18 protein-coding genes are annotated in these 17,403 nt (G+C 35.8%); 12 read left to right on the forward strand and 6 right to left on the reverse strand.

Annotated features, from left to right (window positions below; genetic code table 11):
• Window positions 1-54: 54 nt before the first annotated feature.
• Window positions 55-846 (reverse strand): hypothetical protein, encoded by a 792-nt coding sequence (locus LC457_RS16455; RefSeq protein WP_223600854.1) that lies wholly within the window; start codon window positions 844-846, stop codon window positions 55-57.
• A gap of 423 nt (window positions 847-1,269) precedes the next feature.
• Between LC457_RS16455 and LC457_RS16460 the strand changes: the two genes are divergently transcribed.
• The 12 genes from LC457_RS16460 to LC457_RS16515 all read left to right on the forward strand — a co-directional run bounded on the left by LC457_RS16460 (window position 1,270) and on the right by LC457_RS16515 (window position 9,648).
• A complete protein-coding gene (locus tag LC457_RS16460) occupies window positions 1,270-2,172 on the forward strand; it encodes an arginase family protein (RefSeq protein WP_223600855.1) in 903 nt (300 codons plus the stop codon).
• Window positions 2,173-2,775, forward strand: coding sequence for an HPP family protein (locus tag LC457_RS16465; protein ID WP_223600856.1), 603 nt, complete (start codon window positions 2,173-2,175; stop codon window positions 2,773-2,775).
• A gap of 4 nt (window positions 2,776-2,779) precedes the next feature.
• A complete protein-coding gene (locus tag LC457_RS16470; protein WP_223600857.1) occupies window positions 2,780-3,124 on the forward strand; it encodes a hypothetical protein in 345 nt (114 codons plus the stop codon).
• A gap of 24 nt (window positions 3,125-3,148) precedes the next feature.
• The gene (locus LC457_RS16475) at window positions 3,149-4,057 is read left to right on the forward strand and encodes a TIGR01777 family oxidoreductase (protein WP_223600858.1); all 909 of its coding nucleotides are present in this window, start codon (window positions 3,149-3,151) and stop codon (window positions 4,055-4,057) included.
• 4 nt (window positions 4,058-4,061) lie between these two features.
• Entirely contained in the window at window positions 4,062-4,652 is a 591-nt protein-coding gene (locus LC457_RS16480; RefSeq protein ID WP_223600859.1) for a Crp/Fnr family transcriptional regulator, read from the forward strand.
• 53 nt (window positions 4,653-4,705) lie between these two features.
• Window positions 4,706-5,065 (forward strand): DUF4406 domain-containing protein, encoded by a 360-nt coding sequence (locus tag LC457_RS16485; protein WP_223600860.1) that lies wholly within the window; start codon window positions 4,706-4,708, stop codon window positions 5,063-5,065.
• The gene (gene nudK / locus LC457_RS16490; RefSeq protein WP_223600861.1) at window positions 5,052-5,633 is read left to right on the forward strand and encodes a GDP-mannose pyrophosphatase NudK; all 582 of its coding nucleotides are present in this window, start codon (window positions 5,052-5,054) and stop codon (window positions 5,631-5,633) included. The genes LC457_RS16485 and nudK overlap by 14 nt, the downstream gene beginning before the upstream one ends.
• A gap of 34 nt (window positions 5,634-5,667) precedes the next feature.
• A complete protein-coding gene (locus LC457_RS16495; RefSeq protein WP_223600862.1) occupies window positions 5,668-6,345 on the forward strand; it encodes a DUF2306 domain-containing protein in 678 nt (225 codons plus the stop codon).
• A 269-nt stretch (window positions 6,346-6,614) separates the two neighbouring features.
• Window positions 6,615-6,995 carry a VOC family protein gene (locus LC457_RS16500; protein ID WP_223600863.1) on the forward strand — a complete coding sequence of 127 codons (381 nt, stop codon included), beginning with the start codon at window positions 6,615-6,617 and terminating at the stop codon, window positions 6,993-6,995.
• Between the two features lie 211 nt (window positions 6,996-7,206).
• Window positions 7,207-7,971 carry a hypothetical protein gene (locus tag LC457_RS16505; RefSeq protein ID WP_223600864.1) on the forward strand — a complete coding sequence of 255 codons (765 nt, stop codon included), beginning with the start codon at window positions 7,207-7,209 and terminating at the stop codon, window positions 7,969-7,971.
• A gap of 187 nt (window positions 7,972-8,158) precedes the next feature.
• On the forward strand, window positions 8,159-9,052 hold the full coding sequence (locus tag LC457_RS16510) for a retropepsin-like aspartic protease (RefSeq protein WP_223600865.1): 894 nt from the start codon (window positions 8,159-8,161) through the stop codon (window positions 9,050-9,052).
• Between the two features lie 149 nt (window positions 9,053-9,201).
• On the forward strand, window positions 9,202-9,648 hold the full coding sequence (locus LC457_RS16515) for a KTSC domain-containing protein (RefSeq protein WP_223600866.1): 447 nt from the start codon (window positions 9,202-9,204) through the stop codon (window positions 9,646-9,648).
• A 331-nt stretch (window positions 9,649-9,979) separates the two neighbouring features.
• On the opposite strand, the gene LC457_RS16520 is transcribed toward LC457_RS16515, so the two are convergent.
• The 5 genes from LC457_RS16520 to LC457_RS16540 all read right to left on the reverse strand — a co-directional run bounded on the left by LC457_RS16520 (window position 9,980) and on the right by LC457_RS16540 (window position 17,369).
• Entirely contained in the window at window positions 9,980-13,171 is a 3,192-nt protein-coding gene (locus LC457_RS16520) for an efflux RND transporter permease subunit (RefSeq protein ID WP_223600867.1), read from the reverse strand.
• A 7-nt stretch (window positions 13,172-13,178) separates the two neighbouring features.
• Window positions 13,179-14,240 carry an efflux RND transporter periplasmic adaptor subunit gene (locus LC457_RS16525; protein ID WP_223600868.1) on the reverse strand — a complete coding sequence of 354 codons (1,062 nt, stop codon included), beginning with the start codon at window positions 14,238-14,240 and terminating at the stop codon, window positions 13,179-13,181.
• A 9-nt stretch (window positions 14,241-14,249) separates the two neighbouring features.
• Window positions 14,250-15,602: a TolC family protein gene (locus LC457_RS16530; protein ID WP_223600869.1), complete on the reverse strand. Its 1,353-nt coding sequence runs from the start codon at window positions 15,600-15,602 to the stop codon at window positions 14,250-14,252.
• 88 nt (window positions 15,603-15,690) lie between these two features.
• Window positions 15,691-16,284: a TetR/AcrR family transcriptional regulator gene (locus LC457_RS16535; protein WP_223600870.1), complete on the reverse strand. Its 594-nt coding sequence runs from the start codon at window positions 16,282-16,284 to the stop codon at window positions 15,691-15,693.
• Between the two features lie 260 nt (window positions 16,285-16,544).
• Window positions 16,545-17,369, reverse strand: coding sequence for a S1 RNA-binding domain-containing protein (locus LC457_RS16540; protein ID WP_223600871.1), 825 nt, complete (start codon window positions 17,367-17,369; stop codon window positions 16,545-16,547).
• Between the last annotated feature and the right edge of the window lie 34 nt (window positions 17,370-17,403).

Raw genomic sequence — 17,403 nt, forward strand, 5'->3', positions numbered from 1 at the left:
CTGATAAATTTGCTCTTGTCTGTGTTAAATTTGAAAATAAGCTTTAATATGAGATTAATCTTTTGCCTGAGAAATCCTTGTTACACTATCAATAGTAGCATCCAATGAGGTATCAGATTTTATTTTAATAAGATATCCGCTGCCTATGGATAAAGGATCGGCAACACTCACCAGATAAAAAACAAGATTTCCGGATGTTACCCCATTGGGTGCAACGGCTGTCTGATCTATGGAGAATGTTGAAGGAGGAACCGGGTTGGAGAGGTTTACTGTCACAAATGCAACAGAACCGTTATTCTTATTGGTATAGCTTACAATGACTCTCCACATGTGAATCTGGCCTGCAATAGGATTTTCCAGAAACCGCCCTGTGGCAGGATCATATATATCCCCAGGTACTGGATTGATAATATTTTCCGGCCATGTGGTGGTAGGAGGTGCAGCAAAGTCTGTCACAATATTCATCGGAGTTTGGTAAACAATGTTTTGATAAGTCATTAAAGGAACCCCTCCTGAAGATTTGAATGCAAATGAGGGTTTCACTCCTGCCCCGCTATTGAGCTTAACAACTCCTTCATTAGCGGTTGTTAAGGTTTGCGAAGAAATTACTGTACTCCATTGGGTTCCATTATAATACCTTAAGGTCTTATTCGTGGAATCATAGATAATCATTCCTGCTGTGGGTGTGGTTACATTGGCCGGAGGGTTGGCATTTCTGGTTAATACAACAGCTGAATTTGCTGAGGTAACATCTAAAACACCTTGTGGGGAAGTCGTATTGATCCCTACCTGTGCAATTGAGAAAGAAGAGCATAAAATACTCATCAATAAATTGGATTTTTTCATGGTTTGCTTTTTTGAATGTTGATATCAAATTTATAAAAAAACACTGTAAAGTGAAATAAAAATTCAATTTATTTACTGAAAACAAGTTAGTTATACATAACAATAAAACTTTATGAATAAAAATTTCATTTAAAACATTGATAAATACTGATTTTTTCAAACAAAAGGGAATTAAATAAAATACAGTCTTAGAATTCAATTTCAAGAATAAATTAGGTGATTTTATAAAACATATTGCTATAGCCAACAGAGATTAATAAAATCAGTTTAGTCTTTTTCAGCTTTCCGAAGCATAATTTATTGTATTTCATAGTTAATTAACCATTTGATTCTAAGAAAAAGTTTGTTTTAGTAAAATAACTGTCTGTCTCACGGTTATCCATTTACAAACGGATAATTCCGTATCTTTGTGAAAATTCATCTATGAAAAGGAATATCAATATTTTTGAGTTTCCTCTCAATTTGGGACTTACAAAAAAGGAACATGAGACAGAACCCGGGGTTCGAAAACTTCCGGATTGGCTCAGGAAATTTGATTTTCATCGTAGAATTGCTCCTAAAAAAGTTTTCAGACTTGATGCTCCGGAATATTCCATGGATTTTGATGAGGAATCTAATGTCAGAAATGCAGATCTCATTATTGAATACGCCAAAAAGCAGGCTGAATATATTCTTAAGAATTACGAAGAAAATACATTCAATATTATTCTGGGTGGTGACTGCAGCATTCTGATTGGAAATGCTGTTGCTTTGAAAAAACTGGGAAACTTCGGACTCTTTTATCTTGACGGGCACACAGATTTTATCCCACCGGAACTTTCAGAAACAGGAGGTGCAGCAGGAATGGATCTCGCTATTATTACCGGAACCGGACATGAGAAACTGACGAATATTGATGGTTTAAAGCCCTATTTATCTGAGGAAAATGTTTTCTGTTGCGGAAATGCAGAAACAGATGATGATGAATATGTTAATCAAATCGTCAATTCCAATATTCATTATTATGATCTTTACCGTCTCAGGGAGAATGGCTTCAGAAAAACCGCTGAAAACTTTCTGAAAATGGTGGATGATAAAGATCTGGACGGCTTTTTCATTCATTTTGATGTGGATATTCTGAAAGATGAGATAATGCCGGCTGTAGACAGTAGAATGGAAGACGGAATCAGCTATAATGATCTCAGAGAAATGCTGGAACCATTATTTGAAAGTCCGTTGTGTTTTGGAATAGAGATTACTATTTTAGATCCTGATTATGATGACAACGGAACGTATACACGGTCATTTATAGAAAATTTAATTCAAATTATAAATAAAGAAGAGTAAATGAAGAACAGTATAAAAAGAACATTCAGAGTTTCCAAATATGTGATCTATAAAGAAACGCTTGTTGATTACAAAGAGCATATCTGGTCATTCTTGGGTGCTTTTTTCGGAATTGGGATCATCGCATTTATCCAGTCTCATTCGTTAATGGAGACGGAGAATATATTCCTGATTGGTTCTTTTGGGGCTTCAAGTGTTCTTATTTATGGAGCAATACAGAGCCCGCTGGCACAACCCAGAAATCTTGTAGGCGGACATGTGCTGTCTGCATTGGTAGGTGTTACAGTCTATCAGTTTGTTCCGGATATCATCTGGCTTTCGGCTCCTTTGGCCGTGGCTTTTTCTATTGTATTAATGCAGTATACCAAAACCCTACATCCACCAGGAGGTGCTACAGCTCTGATTGCTGTAAGTTCTACCGGGAAAATTCCGGAATTGGGATATTGGTATGTCATCTCCCCTGTTCTTTCGGGGTGTATCATTCTGCTGCTGGTAGCTTTGTTTTTTAATAATATTACTCCTAACAGAAGTTATCCTACCCACAGCAGATTCATAAGACTGTTACGAAAAAGACATGCACATCCCCACAAAATAAAAAAATAAAAAGATGAATTGTCTGGAATGTGGCGAGAAAATCATCGGAAGGTCTGATAAAAAGTTTTGCAACGATGCCTGCCGGAACGCCTATAACAATAAGCAAAATAAGGATTCTAGTAACCTGATGCGGAATGTGAACAACAAACTCCGCAAAAACTACCGCATACTGATGGAAATTAATACTGACGGTAAAACAAAAGTAGCCAGATCCAGGCTGGATGGCTTAGGTTTTGATTTTGATTACTTCACCAATCTGAAAGTTTATAAAAACGGTTCTGAATACAAATTTATTTATGATCACGGCTATAAACTTCTGGAAGATGATTTTGTACTGATTGTAAAGAATCAGGCATAACCCGCACACCTTAAATAAAGTATTATGAAAGAAGTTGTTCTGATCACCGGAGCCAGTGGCATGATCGCCAAAGAACTGGCCAAAAAGATAGGTAAGGAATACGAAATCAGGTTTCTGACCCGAAAAAAAGAACATGATCATGAATATGAATGGGATATCAGAAAAGGAAATATAGATAAAGCTGCTCTGGAGAATGTTTCTCATATTATTCATCTTGCCGGTGCCAATATTTCAGAAAAGCGCTGGACACCAGAAAGAAAAAGAGAATTGATCTCAAGCCGTGTTGATTCAGCCGAATTACTTCGAAATGCTTTAAGAGAAAATAAAATAAAACTTAAATCTTTTATTTCAGCTTCAGGAATTAATTTTTATGGTACTGAAACTTCAGAAAAGATTTATACTGAAAGTGATCCTCCCGGGAATGATTTTTTAAGTGAAGTTGTAGTTTTATGGGAAAGAGCTGCAGACGATTTCAAAGAACAGAATCTGGCAGAAAGAGTGGTGAAAATACGAACTGCTGTTGTACTGTCCGAAAAAGACGGAGCTTTAAAGAAAATGATTCCTCCTATTCAATATTATATTGGATCACCTTTAGGAAGCGGCAGGCAATATATGCCATGGATTCATGTTGAAGACATCTGTTCTGTTTATGAGCTTGCTTTAAAAAATCCAGCAATGGACGGAGCTTATAATGCTGTTTCTCCGCAACATATTACTAACAAAGATCTTACAAAAAAGATTGCCAAAGTACTTGGAAAACCTTTATTCATGCCTAATGTTCCGGGATTTGTCTTGAAGTTAATCTTTGGAGAGCTGGCTACGGCTATACTGGAAGGCTCCAGAGCTTCTTCACAGAAACTTCAGGATGCAGGGTTTCATTTTAAGTTTCCGGACCTGAATAAGGCTTTAGAAGATCTATTAAAGAAGCAATAACAGAATGGGGGAAGAACTTTTAATCCTAAAAAATATTTCCAGGCATATTTCACTTACCAATCAGGAGAAATCTTATTTTCTCTCTCTATTAAAAGAAAAAAAAGTTGCTAAGAAAGAATTGATTTTACAACAGCAACAAGCCTGTAAAGAGATCAATTTTGTTCAGACAGGAATTTTGAGGGCTTTTCATATGGATATTACAGGAAAAGAATCTACGATCATGTTTGCGGTTTCTGACTGGTGGATCACTGATATGTATTGTTTCATCAATCAGAAGCCTGCCATGCTGAATATTGAAGCATTGGAAGACAGCTCTATTTTGCAACTTCAAAAAGATCATCTGGATGACCTTTATCACAAGATCCCGAAATTTGAACGGTTTTTCCGTATCATGATGCAGAACGCTTACATCAGAGAACAACTCCGAACGATTGAAAATCTTTCTTTACCGGCAGAGGAACGCTATTATAACTTTTTACAAAAATATCCTGAAGCGGTAAAACGTATCAGGCAAAAACAAATTGCTTCTTATTTAGGTATCACTCCTGAATTTTTAAGCCTTATAAAATCCAAACAAAAAAACAGCTTCTCTTAAGCTATATTATTTTTTTTACTCTGAAAGTTCTGTTACTTTACTCAAAAAAAATTATGTTTATACTTATTGCAGGCCCTTACCGCAGCGGAACGAACGATGATCCGCAGCTTATTCAGCAGAATCTTCACAATCTTGAATCTGTTGCTCTTCCTATTTTCAGAAAAGGGCACATCCCTATTATCGGAGAATGGGTTGCATTGCCATTGATCAACCTTGCCGGCTCTACCCAAATAGGTGATGAAGCATGGCAGGAAATACAATATCCCGTAGCTCATGCCCTACTTGAAAAATGTGATGCAGTGCTGCGTATAGAAGGTGCATCAAAGGGAGCTGATGAAGATGTAAGAATAGCCAAAGAAAGAGGCCTTACCATTTATTATACCATAGAAGATATTCCTTATGCAAAATCCTGATATCAACATCCTTCAGACAGAAATCCTTTCAGACAACTGGTATACACTGAACAAAGTCACCTATTCTGTTTTGAAAAAGGATGGAACCACAGAAACTCAGAGCAGAGAAGCTTACGACCGTGGAAACGGAGCTGTTATTCTCCTTTACAACCAACTTTTAAACACGGTTATTCTAACCAGGCAATTCCGGCTGCCAACTTATATCAACGGAAATGAGACAGGAATGCTTATTGAAGCCTGTGCAGGACTTTTGGATAATGATAATCCGGAAGACTGTATAAAAAGGGAAACTGAAGAAGAAACCGGGTATAAAATTTCCAAAGTTGAAAAGATATTTGAAGCTTATATGTCTCCCGGATCTGTTACGGAAATCCTTCATTTCTTTATCGCTGAATATTCAAATGAAATGAAAATTACAGACGGCGGTGGATTGGAAGAGGAAGGCGAAAATATAGAAGTTCTGGAACTTTCTTTTGAAGAAACTCTGAAAATGATTGATACAGGGGAAATCAAAGATGCTAAGACCATTATGCTTTTGCAGCATTTACGAATCAAAGGAGTTATGTAAAATCAAGATATAATTGATCGATTAATGATAAATAATGAAGTTGTTGGGAACAAAAATCATTAAAGCAATAGCTGTATTTGCAGTATTAATTTTCAGTATTCTAATGCTGAAAACGATTTCCCAATATATTTCTTTTGATAAAAACATCGGGTTTTTGGTTTTTAAGCAGCAGGTAGTCGGCAATCCGTATTGGATGGCTTTTTTCTATATTCATATTTTTTCTATTACGCTTTGCCTTCTGGCTGGTCTTACACAGTTTTCAAATCGGTTTTTAGCTGAAAACAAAGATCTTCATAAGATCATTGGGAAAATATATGTTTACAATATTCTGATCATCAATGTTCCGGCATGTTTTGTACTGGGACTTTTTTCAAATGGCGGCCTTATCGGAATTACAGGATTTCTGATTCAGGATGCTCTTTGGGCATATTTCACCATTGCTGCTGTACTTTTTATTAAAAAAGGAAATATCAACAGACATAGAACTTATATGATTCTAAGCTATGCGGTGACTACAACAGCCATTACTTTCAGAATCGTTAAGCATTTGTTGTATAATGAAACGCAGCATGATTATGAACTTTTTTATGGACTGAATGTCTGGGCTGCCCTTTTGATCAACCTGACTATTGCTTATGTAATTCTCAAAAAAAATTGTTTGTTAACGGGAAAAATCCAGACTAGAAAGGAAAATATAGATACCAACAAATGATACCAGAAAAAAAGATCCGATAAATATTAAGGTGTTGAAAAGTACTTCATACTTGTTATTTTGGGTCCATTTATTGAAAAAACGCATTATGAGATAAGCGATTCCTCCAAAAACGGCAATAATAAAAAGAAGAAAAAAATAATAGATCATGGTTTTGTGTTAATTGGTGTAAATCTATTATTTTAAATCTAAAAAAACAATGAATAATAGTAACAACAGGTTTACAAATAACTTTAATTTTGATCAGAATTGACACTTAAAAGCAAATTATGGAAATAAAGAATCTTGACCACCTTGTCTTAACGGTTGCAGATATTGATAAAACTATTGAATTCTATACGAATGTTATGGGATTTGAAGTCGTCATTTTCGGAGATAACAGAAAAGCATTGACCTTCGGAAATCAAAAGATCAATCTGCATCAGAAAGGACATGAATTTGAGCCTAAAGCAGAACGTCCTACCAGCGGTTCCGCGGATCTTTGTTTTATTGCACAAACAGACATTCATCATGTAATGGAAGAGCTCAGACAGAAAAATGTAGAAATCATTGAAGGAATTGTAGACAGAACCGGAGCTGTAGGAAAAATCAAATCGGTTTACTTTCGCGATCCTGATCAGAATCTTATTGAAGTAAGTAACTATTACTAAGCAAAAAAGACAATCTGTTTTGGTTTTTTTCTGACTATTTTTAAGCGTTTTATTCTCGTCGTTTTGGAAAAAACAAAATGCAGGTACAAAATCTTTATAAAATATGAGAATTCTATTGAGAAAATCTATTTAATTCTTTATATTTTGAATTTAAAGCGTTAATTTTGCACTGAAATTCAGAAAATTCGGATTCTTTCAACAGGTTATGTACATGAAAAAAATGATGATCGGGCTTGCTTTGGCCTTATCCATTACTATTTGGGGGCAAAAAACTCCTGCAAAAGCAAACAATCTGACACCTTACAGCTATCAGACTTTTAATTGTGATAATAAGGGGTATTTTGATTCGGCTAAATATAAAAAAGAAGAAATAGACGGAGTCAATAAGCTTTTGTATCAGTTCAATGGGGTTGTATTTGATACCCGACCTGTTTTTAAACTTTCCCAGCTTGAAGAAATCCGCCAAAACAGAGAAGTTTATTTACAGGAACTGGAGAAGCAATATGAAGAAAAGAAAAAGGAATTGTACAGCCTTAAAGTCATTGATCTTCCAAGATGGAAAAAATTAATGGAGGAAACCATTGATTCTTTTGAAAATGAATACCAGCTGAATAAAGAAGAAATCCTGGCTTATTCTGATCCTTCCACACTTAAAAACAGTAAATATTACAACACCTGCAGAGAACAGATTGATGCAATATCCTCTCCAGACCGAGAAAAGATGTTTATCGCATGGAAAAACTACACTGAGCTTAAAAGTAAAAATAATGCTGATCCGAAAAGTGTAATGGCGAGATTTGATGTCAAAATGAATGATCCACAGAAAGAAGATTATGCGCTGATAGATCTTATCGGCCTTGGTTTTCACAATTGTGCCAACAGCAGTTTCAGACAGAAACGTGAGGATGAGGTAACTTCTTACAAGGATTTTGACAAGATCTTTACGAAGCTGAAGAGAACTTGTGATGAACCATAATATTGATTCAAAAATCAAAAGATTTAATGATTAAAATATAAAAACAGTACTCCGATTGGGTACTGTTTTTTATTTGCAGTTATTTTATAAAGAACGGTTAAGAAACGGTTAAAGCAGGGTTAATAGATGGTTATTTCTTTGTGGAAGCAACAATTACAATTATTTTCGTTCATATAAAACTAATTCCATGAAACTCATTACTATTATTCTGACCTTGTTATTTTCTGTAACATCAGCTCAAAATAAACCTGTTATCCTACCCTTTTCTCTGGAAAACAATTCTGTTTATCTCTACTGCAAAGTCAATACAACCGACAGTATAAAGTTCCTGTTTGATACAGGTGCCAATGGTTCTGTCATCAATATCAATGCAAAGAAAAAAGTACCGCTTAACATTGATGGAAAGTCTGAAAATAAGGGCTCAAACGGGGTAAATATGGTTGATTACAGCAGCCATAATACAGTGCAGTTTGGAAGCATTCAGAAAAACGATATACAGTTTGCTCTTATTCCTTATGGTTCTGCAGATTTTGACGGAGTTTTCGGAACAGACCTGATGAAAGGAAAAATCATTGAAATTGATTATCATAAAAATGAAATCCGTTTTTATGAAGAAAATGACCGATCTATTGATTTAATAGGATATGAGAAAGTAAAACTGCACATGATTGACAACTATCCGACAGTAGAAAGCAGTATGATAGTGTATGGTAAGGAATATTCAGGATTCTTTGGCCTCGACAGCGGAGCGGATGATGTACTTACAATAGCTTCTCCTTTCGCAAAAAAGAATACGTTGGTAAAAGCTATGAAAACCATCGGCAAGGCTACAGCAAGAGGTTCTGATGGCTCTGTATATGAAATGCCTGTTGTTCTCTCCCCAGCTGTAAAATTCGCCCAGAAATATCTTTATAACCTCCCGATTACCCTTTCCGGCTCTACAGAGGGAATAGATTCTACAGAAAAAATGGCCGGTTTTTTTGGAAATCAGTTTTTAAAAAGATTCAATACTGTGATTGATTTTAAGAACGGGTTTATTTATTTTAAGTTAAATAAAAACCTGTACTCGGAGTTTAATTAGCTGTAAAAGTTGATTATACATATTCTATAAGCTTATATCGAGTCCATTTCACCTATCTTAAAATAACCCAAATAAATTAATAATGAATAAGTTATGATTTTATGGATTTAATTTCTTAATTTTGCACCCCGAAAATAAGGTTTAGAGATATGAAAAAAATTGGTGAACACAGAACACTTCTTGGAGTAGATAAAAATGTTACTTTAAAAGAATTAAAGACTATTTACAGAAATGTGATGAAAGATACACATCCTGATAAATTCATTAATGATGAAGCCGGAAAAATAGAAGCAGAAGAAAAAAGCAAGTCTGTGATTGAGGCGTATCACTTTTTGGTAAGTATTAATTCTGAAACACAGGAAAAATACAAAGAAGAATATACTGAAACCATTACAAAATCTAACATCCAGGATTTCTATCTTGAGAAGTCAATTTTAATGGTTCAGCATCTGAACGGAAATATGTATGAGTATATGGGAGTTCCAAGAAATACGTATATCAAAATGGTCAACGCTGATTCACCAAGCCGTTTTGCAAGAAGACACATCTATGGAAACTTTATCTATAGAAAGTCCGGAGAGGCTATGGCAGATTAATTTTTTCTACATTACAATATAGAAGAGCTTTCAGTGCATACTGGAAGCTTTTTTGTTGTCAAAAACCGGATATTATGTTTGGACTAAAGCCAATATTAGGTCCTATACAGTTAAGCAGGCTTTAGCCCACTCCTATTGAACATCTTCTTACTGCGTGATTAACGGAGGCAAAATATTTTTATTATATAATTAATTATCAATAGAAATGGGCTTTAGCCCAATTAGATGAACAAACATCATCCGACGGCTTTAGCCAAAACAATCTTTAATCAGCATCAAAAAAGCGCCTCAGAAAATCTGAAGCGCTTTCGGTTAATTAAAGGCTTAATATTTATTTATCTACATGTTTCGAAGTGAATCCGTCTTCGCTTAGCTCTCTATGTACATAATCGGCTTTCATTTCAGTTTCGTAATCCACTTTTTCATGTTTGCCCATTCTTCTTAAGATAGAGTCAAATAATGAATATACTACTGGTACAATAATTAGAGTCAGGAATAATGACGATGTCAAACCACCAATAATTACCCAAGCTAATCCATTGTTCATTTCTGCTCCGGCTCCTTTCGCAATTGCAATCGGGATCATACCGAAGATCATCGCAATAGTGGTCATAAGGATTGGACGAAGACGTGCATGATTGGCCTGAATCAAAGCATCATGCGTACTTGCACCAGCTTCTTTTCTCATATTCGCAAAGTCGACAATCATAATTGCATTCTTCGCAACCAAACCAATCAACATGATCATCCCCAGCATCGTAAATATATTTAATGAATTTCCGGTGATGGCAAGAATTACCATTACTCCGATCAATGCCAGAGGAATAGAGAATAATACCACAAACGGATATACAAATGAGTCATATAATGAAACCATTACCAAATAAACCAATACAATAGCAGCCATCAATGCAATCCCTAAAGTACCGAAACCTTCGGTCTGATTTTCCATATCACCACTCCAGATGTAGCTTACTCCTGCCGGTTTGGTCTTTTCGTTATCCATAAATTTAGCAGCCCACTCATTGGCAACATCTCCTACAGGACGACCTACTACTTTAGATTTTACCTTCACAGAAGGGGCTTTATCTCTACGCTCCAACAAACTTGGTCCTGATCCCATTTTCACTTCCGCAAACTGACTCAATCTTATCTGTTCTCCTTTAGGATTGGTAAACATAAGATTTCTTACATCTTCAATAGACTTTCTGTTTGCATCACCAAAACGGATATTAATATCATATTCATATTCTCCGGCTCTGAATTTTCCGTCTGTATTTCCGTTAAATGCGGTCTGCATTGTTTGTCCTACACTCGAAAGGTTTAAGCCTAAAGAGGCCATCTTATCTCTGTCGATATTCACCTGTACTTCAGGACTACCAGCATCAGTTGATAATTCTGCATCTACAGAACCGGGAACTTTTTTAAGTAACTCAAGAATTCTGTTGGCTTCTTTATTTGCGGTTTCATTATCCTGAGCAGTCACTACCATTTCAATTGGTGCATTATCTGCTCCCATTAATCCGATTGGTGCCGTTTTAAATTCAACTCCTGTGAATTTTTCTTCTAAGGCTCTCTTAATTCTTGCAGACTTGATATCTGTGCTTTCATTACGCTCAGATTTATCTACCAAAATCACCTGAATCTCTGACTGGTACAAAGTAGCCTGTGCTCCACCAAAACCTGATGACTGCTGACCAACTGTGGTGATCATATCTACAACATCTTTGTCTTCTCTCAGATATTTTTCAACGGCAAGAGTAACCTGATTGGTTTTTTCTACAGAAGCATCTTTTGGTAATTCCATCTGAACAAGGAATTGCCCTCTATCCATTTTAGGGAAGAATTCACCTCCGATGAAACCAAATGCAACCAACATAAATGAAGAGATCAAAATAATAAATGTTATAATAACCGTCATTACTCTTCTTAATGTTGTTTTCAGACACCATTCCAGAATTCCTGTGATCCAGTGTGTGAATTTTTCCAATTGTTTTTCGAACCAGAGAATAAACTTCTCAAAAGGATTTTTACCTGAAAGGTGCACCAATTTACCATATCTTGAAGATAGCCAAGGAATAATCGTAAATGACGCCAATAATGAGAACATTGTCGCAATAACTACGGTAACGCAGAACTGCGCCAGGATATCAGCAACCAATCCTGAACTCATCGCAATCGGTAAGAATACCACCACGATTACCAATGTAATTGCCGTTACGGTAAATCCAATTTCTGAAGCACCATCGTATGCCGCACGAATTCTGCTTTTTCCCATCTCCATGTGACGATAAACGTTCTCTAAAACTACAATCGCATCATCCACAAGAATACCAACAACTAATGAAAGTCCAAGTAAACTCATTAAGTTTAAGGTATATCCCATCAGATACATTCCAATTACCGTTGCAATCAATGACATCGGAATAGAAACCATTACGATAAATGCATTTCTGATGTTATGAAGGAACAATAACATTACTACTGCTACCAGAATAATCGCTAAGAATAAATCGAAAATTACATGGTCTGCGGCTTCAAGTGTAAAGTCTGTTGTATCATCTACAATATTGATCTTAATCGCCTGAGTTTTATAATTGGTCTGAACATCAGCGATTGTTTTCTTAATTAATTCTGAAACTGAAACCGCATTGGCATCAGATTGTTTTTTAACCTGAAGTAAAATCGTTGAACTCTGGTTATATCTTGCCACTTTCTCCACATCTTTCTGTGTATCGAAAACGGTTGCAATATCAGATAAACGCACCTGAGCTCCATTTTTATTGGAAACAACAAGATTATTCATTTCAGCAACATTTTTATACTTTCCAGAAAGTCTGATCGTAGATCTTGAAGTCCTTGTTTTCAAAGCTCCTGTTGGAAAATCCAGATTGGAAGAAAGAATTGCCTGCTGTACATCTGCGATCGCAAGACCGTATCCCTGCATTTTCTTCTCATCTAAGCTTACCTGAATTTCTCTTTCCTGTCCACCTACAAGATCTACCTGAGCTACACCGTTTACACGGGAAAAAATAGGCTCGATTTTTTTATCTAAAAGATCATAAAGATCTTTATTATTCAGTTTATTACTGGAAATACTCAAAGTCATGATCGGGAGATCATCCAATGAAAATTTTTGCAAAGAAGGAGGATCTGCATCGTCGGGAAGATCTGCCAAAATAGCATTTACTTTTCTCTGTGCATCATTCAAAGCATAGTTTACATCGGCACCGGTATTCAGCTGAACCATAATAACCGATAAACTTTCGTAAGATGAAGATTCTACTTTTTTCACGTTTTCCAAAGAACCAACGGCATCTTCAATTTTTCGGGTTACCGAAGTTTCCACCTCAGAAGGTGAAGCTCCCGGATATACCGTAGAAATGGTTACCATATTGGTTTCAAACTTTGGAATCAACTCATACCCCATCATGGAGTAACTTAATAAACCACCCAGCGTAAGTATCGTAAATAATACGATAACCAGCGATGGCCTTTTAATGGATATTTCTGCTAACTTCATCTTCTGCTTACTTTACGATATTGATTTTCGAACCATTATCAAGGTTAATCTGTCCGCTGGTAACCACCTGCTCACCTCCATTCAATCCGCTTAAGATCTGAACTTTATCGCCATATACTTTTCCGGTCTGAACTTTAATTAATTTAGCTGTACCATTGTTTACAATGAATAACTGACCTGAGCTTACTCCATTTACAAAAGCTTCTGCAGGAACAGTCAACATATTTTGGGTTTCAGCACCGTGATTGGTTTTGAATGTAGCAGTTGCATACATCCCTGCTTTTAGATTACCTCTGTTCTGAACCTCAATTTCAACCGGGAAATTTAAAGTAGCATCACTCTTAGGAGCAATGAATGTAATTCTACCGCTGAAAGAGTCTTCTGGTAAAACGTTAACATTAATTGGAACTTCCTGACCCAATGCAATTCTTCCAACCTGGCTTTCGTCTACCAATACAGAAAGTTTAAGACTGTTGATATTAACAATTTCAAACATGGAAGTCCCTATAGAAACTACAGTCCCCGGTTCTACCATTTTTTTATTGATCGTACCGCTAATTCCTGCACGGATACTTGTATCGTTTACTTTTACGCTTTGTGCTTTAACTGCTGCCTGCATATTTTTCAACTGTAATCTTGAATTATCAAGCTGTTGCTTTGTAACGCCACCTGTCTTGTATGCATTTTCATAACGTTGGTTATCTATAATAGCATTCTGAAGGTTATTCTGTGCCTGAGTAACATCCACTTCGATAGCATCTCTTTTGATCGTTGCTAACACCTGACCTGCACTAACTCTTGAACCTTCTTTTACCAAAACATTTACGATACGTCCTGAGATTTCAGAAGACTGGTTCATTTCCTGTTTAGGAATGAAAGTTCCGTTGGCTGAGTAGTCTGTATCAATATTTTCTCTTGTAACGGTTACAATATTAACGTTGATTTTATCTACCTGCTTGGCAACTTCTTTTACTTCCTTATTCTGCTTTTCTTTGTTCCCGGCAATCTTATACGCGGCTAAACCTATAAGTACAGCTGCTACGATGATATATATTAAAGTTTTTTTCATTTTAGTTTATTATAAGTTTTGTAGTGTGTTTAGTTCACCCTTAGCTTTTATCAGCTTGATCTCTGCCTGTTTGTAATCCAGCAATGCATTAGAATAGTTCTGTTTTGCTGAAGTTAAAGCATTTTCAGAATCCAGCACTTCCGTAAGGGTTGCCAAACCGTTCTGGTAGTTAGATTGAGTATTTTTCTGTACTCTTTCTGCCAATCCTACATTATCTTTCATGCTTTCGATATTAATCAATGCATTTTCCATATTGGTAACTGCATTTTTATAATCTAAACTTAAGCTCAACTGAGTGTTTTCAATATCTACATCAAGATCCTGAATATCTATTTCTGCCTGATTGATCTTCGCTTTTGTAGCTCCTCCTGTGAAAATAGGAATATTTACATTCAAACCAATTGCTGAATAATCGCTCCAAAGAACTCCTTTACTAAGACCATTTGTCAACGGGAATTTTGCTCCGTTTGCTCCCCATCCGTAGTTCGCAGTAAGATTTACTGATGGATAAAGGTATGCTTCGGTTGCTTTTTTATTGAAAACCAAAAGTTCCCTGTTTTTATTTAAAACTTTGATCTCTGTACGATCATTAAGATTTACGTTGCTTGCAATCAGCTCAGGTTTTGGCAGGATCTCTTTTTCTTCAAGCTCTATGTCTGTAGCAATAGGGATTCCCATATAAAACTTCAGCGCATTTTTCGAAAGCTCAACAGAGTTGATTAAAGTCTGTTTATTGGAACCAATATTCGTAAGCTGTACGTTTGTTCTGTCTAAATCGATTGCTTTTGCCAAACCATTATCAACCAAACTTTTAATAACATTTCTTACTTTTTCAGTGTTGGCATAGCTGGCAGTTACCGTTTTAAGATTTTCCTCCTGTACGAAAACCTGATAATAAGCTGTAGCTACATTCTCAATAATCTGTTCATTGGTTAACTGAGCATTCAGTACATAAAACTCTCTTGTTGATTTTGCAGCTTTAAGCCCTGTAAATACTCTTTGATCAAAAATTGCCTGCTGAAGTTGTACAGAAGCTGTTGAACCCCAAGGCTGCCCAAACTGAGCTCTGATTTTCTCTCCTCCAAATTCCAGTAAAGATTCCTGGATAATTGGGTTATAGGTTAAACCCGCCGTTGCAGTGACCTGTGGTAAAGCACCGGCTCTGGCTTCATCAATCTTATATTCGGCTTTTTTGACCTGTAAAGCAGCTTTTTTAGCTTCTGCCTTATTTTGAAGTGCCTGTTTTATTGCTTCCTGCAGGGAAACCTGCTGCTGGGCAGACATCAATGTAGAGCCGAAAATCATAAATGCTGAAGCTATCCCAATTTTTAGCTTTGTAGCAGTTATACGTTTTCTATTCATAATTTTATACTTCGTTTATTTTTTATTTAATCTTCAGTCATTATTTATTTCTAAATGACGAATCATTTTCAGAAATACTTTAGTTTTTTTAGTTTTTGAACAACATATTGATAATAATCTCTTTTCGTTCGGAAATGATCTTATCATATTCTTCATCATTAATTAATAAATTTTCCATAAATAACGGTCTTATGGCACTTGGGAATACCAACAGCGCAACCATATTCAGAATAAACTGAACCGGAGCCATTTTTTCTATATTTCCCAATTCCATTTCTTTTTCGATGTCACTATACATTTCATTCAGGATATCTTCCTCAATTTCTCTGTGGTGGCAGGTTCCTTTATTGATCTGCGATACGATATACGTTTCCAGATACGGATACTGAAGGCTTGTAGAAAGGCTGCTTTCTATGAATTGGCTGATCTTCTCTTTAAAAGGTAGGGCAGAATTCTGAATAATTTTCGATTTTTCCTGTTCTACTCTTTGAGCCTCATCAAAGATGATCTGGATAAGCTTATCCCTTGAACGGAAATAGTAATTAATAAGAGTTCTGTTCACTCCTGCTTCATCGGCAATCTCCTGCGTAGTAGCATCAAATTTTCCTTTCACAAAGAACAAATTCTTCGCTGTCTCCTTGATCAATTCCTGTGTTTGGTCTTTTTTTGCTTGATTTGACATTTTTGTTAAACAAATTTGTGCAAATTTATATTAAAATTTATTTTTGACAAAATTGTTAAACAAAAAAATTAAACATAATTGTTATGACATTCATCATGTTCATGAATTGAAATTTGAAATAAGAAAATGTTCAAAACAGGAAATCATATTCTCTAAAAAGGTTATTAGAGAATTCTTCTGACATAAAATTTACGTGGGCTACTTCAATCAAGAATAGGAATAACAAAAAAAACGAGCAGAAATTTCTGCTCGTTTTTTTGTTATAATAATTTGATCTTATCATCTAAAATATCGATAATCTTATCTTTATAAAGTCCTCCGATCGCTTTTTTGAAATTTTTCTTACTCATCTGAAGCACATCCTTGATCTCTTCAGGAGAAGATTTATCGGATACATACAAAAGTCCGTAGTTTTCTTCCAGGCTGTTAAGAATCTTCTGTTTGAACTCATCGATATTTTCAAAACCATCCGGCTGTAAGGAAACGTCTATTTTCCCGTCTTCACGAATCATTTTAATATATCCTTTTTCTTCAGACAGCGGATACAGTTTTTTGAAAACATCGGAAGCATAGATCAAACCTATGTATTGTTTATTAATAACCACGTTCCAGCCCAGTTCACTTTCGTTCATCATAAGCAGATCTACTTTGTCTCCTTTCTGAAACGGAAGATCATCATACTGTGGGTTTCTCTTAAACTTTGTTGTCCCCGTAATCAGCTCCATATCTTCATCTACATAGATATAAACCAGATATCTTTTACCTTCGATAATTTTGGTTTTCTGCTGTTTGTAGGGGATAAATAAATCCTTAATGATTCCCCAATCCATAAAAGCTCCACTAGGAAGACTCTGTACGCAGCTCATCACCGCAAATTCACCTACTTCAGCCAATGGAATCTCAGTAGTTGCCTTTAATTTATCGTCATCCTGATATACAAAAACTTCAACTTCATCGCCGGTTTCTTTTTCATCCTGAATAAAGATTTTAGGCAGAAAAGCTTTTTCTCCGGATTCGTCTACAAGGATCCATCCTGAATTAATTTGTTCTGAAATTGTTAAAGTTTGAGTTTTTCCGAGTTGCATTGATGATAAAATTAGCTGACAAAGGTACGGAAAT

It is taken from the genome of Chryseobacterium sp. GVT01B (assembly GCF_019970045.1).
Classification (GTDB): Bacteria; Bacteroidota; Bacteroidia; order Flavobacteriales; family Weeksellaceae; genus Chryseobacterium.